This window comes from Capnocytophaga sp. oral taxon 332 str. F0381 (genome assembly GCF_000318275.2).
Lineage (GTDB): Bacteria > Bacteroidota > Bacteroidia > Flavobacteriales > Flavobacteriaceae > Capnocytophaga > Capnocytophaga bilenii.
In genome coordinates, this window is record NZ_KB291328.1 from 1 (window position 1) to 200 (window position 200).

The following is a 200-nucleotide window of genomic DNA, read 5'->3' on the forward strand; positions in this document are numbered from 1 at the left end:
CTAATTTATCTTTCCAATGATATGTAATTAACATGTCATTTTCTTTTGAATGATTATAGAGTAATGCATCACATTGCGAACAAGGAGGAAGGGGACCAGCAGGATATGATGAACTACTTCCTTTTTTTTCAAAAATCACTAACCTTCTGTGCTTTCCAAAGGAATATCAGTGAGTTCTTTCTCATCAGGAAGTGGTGCAT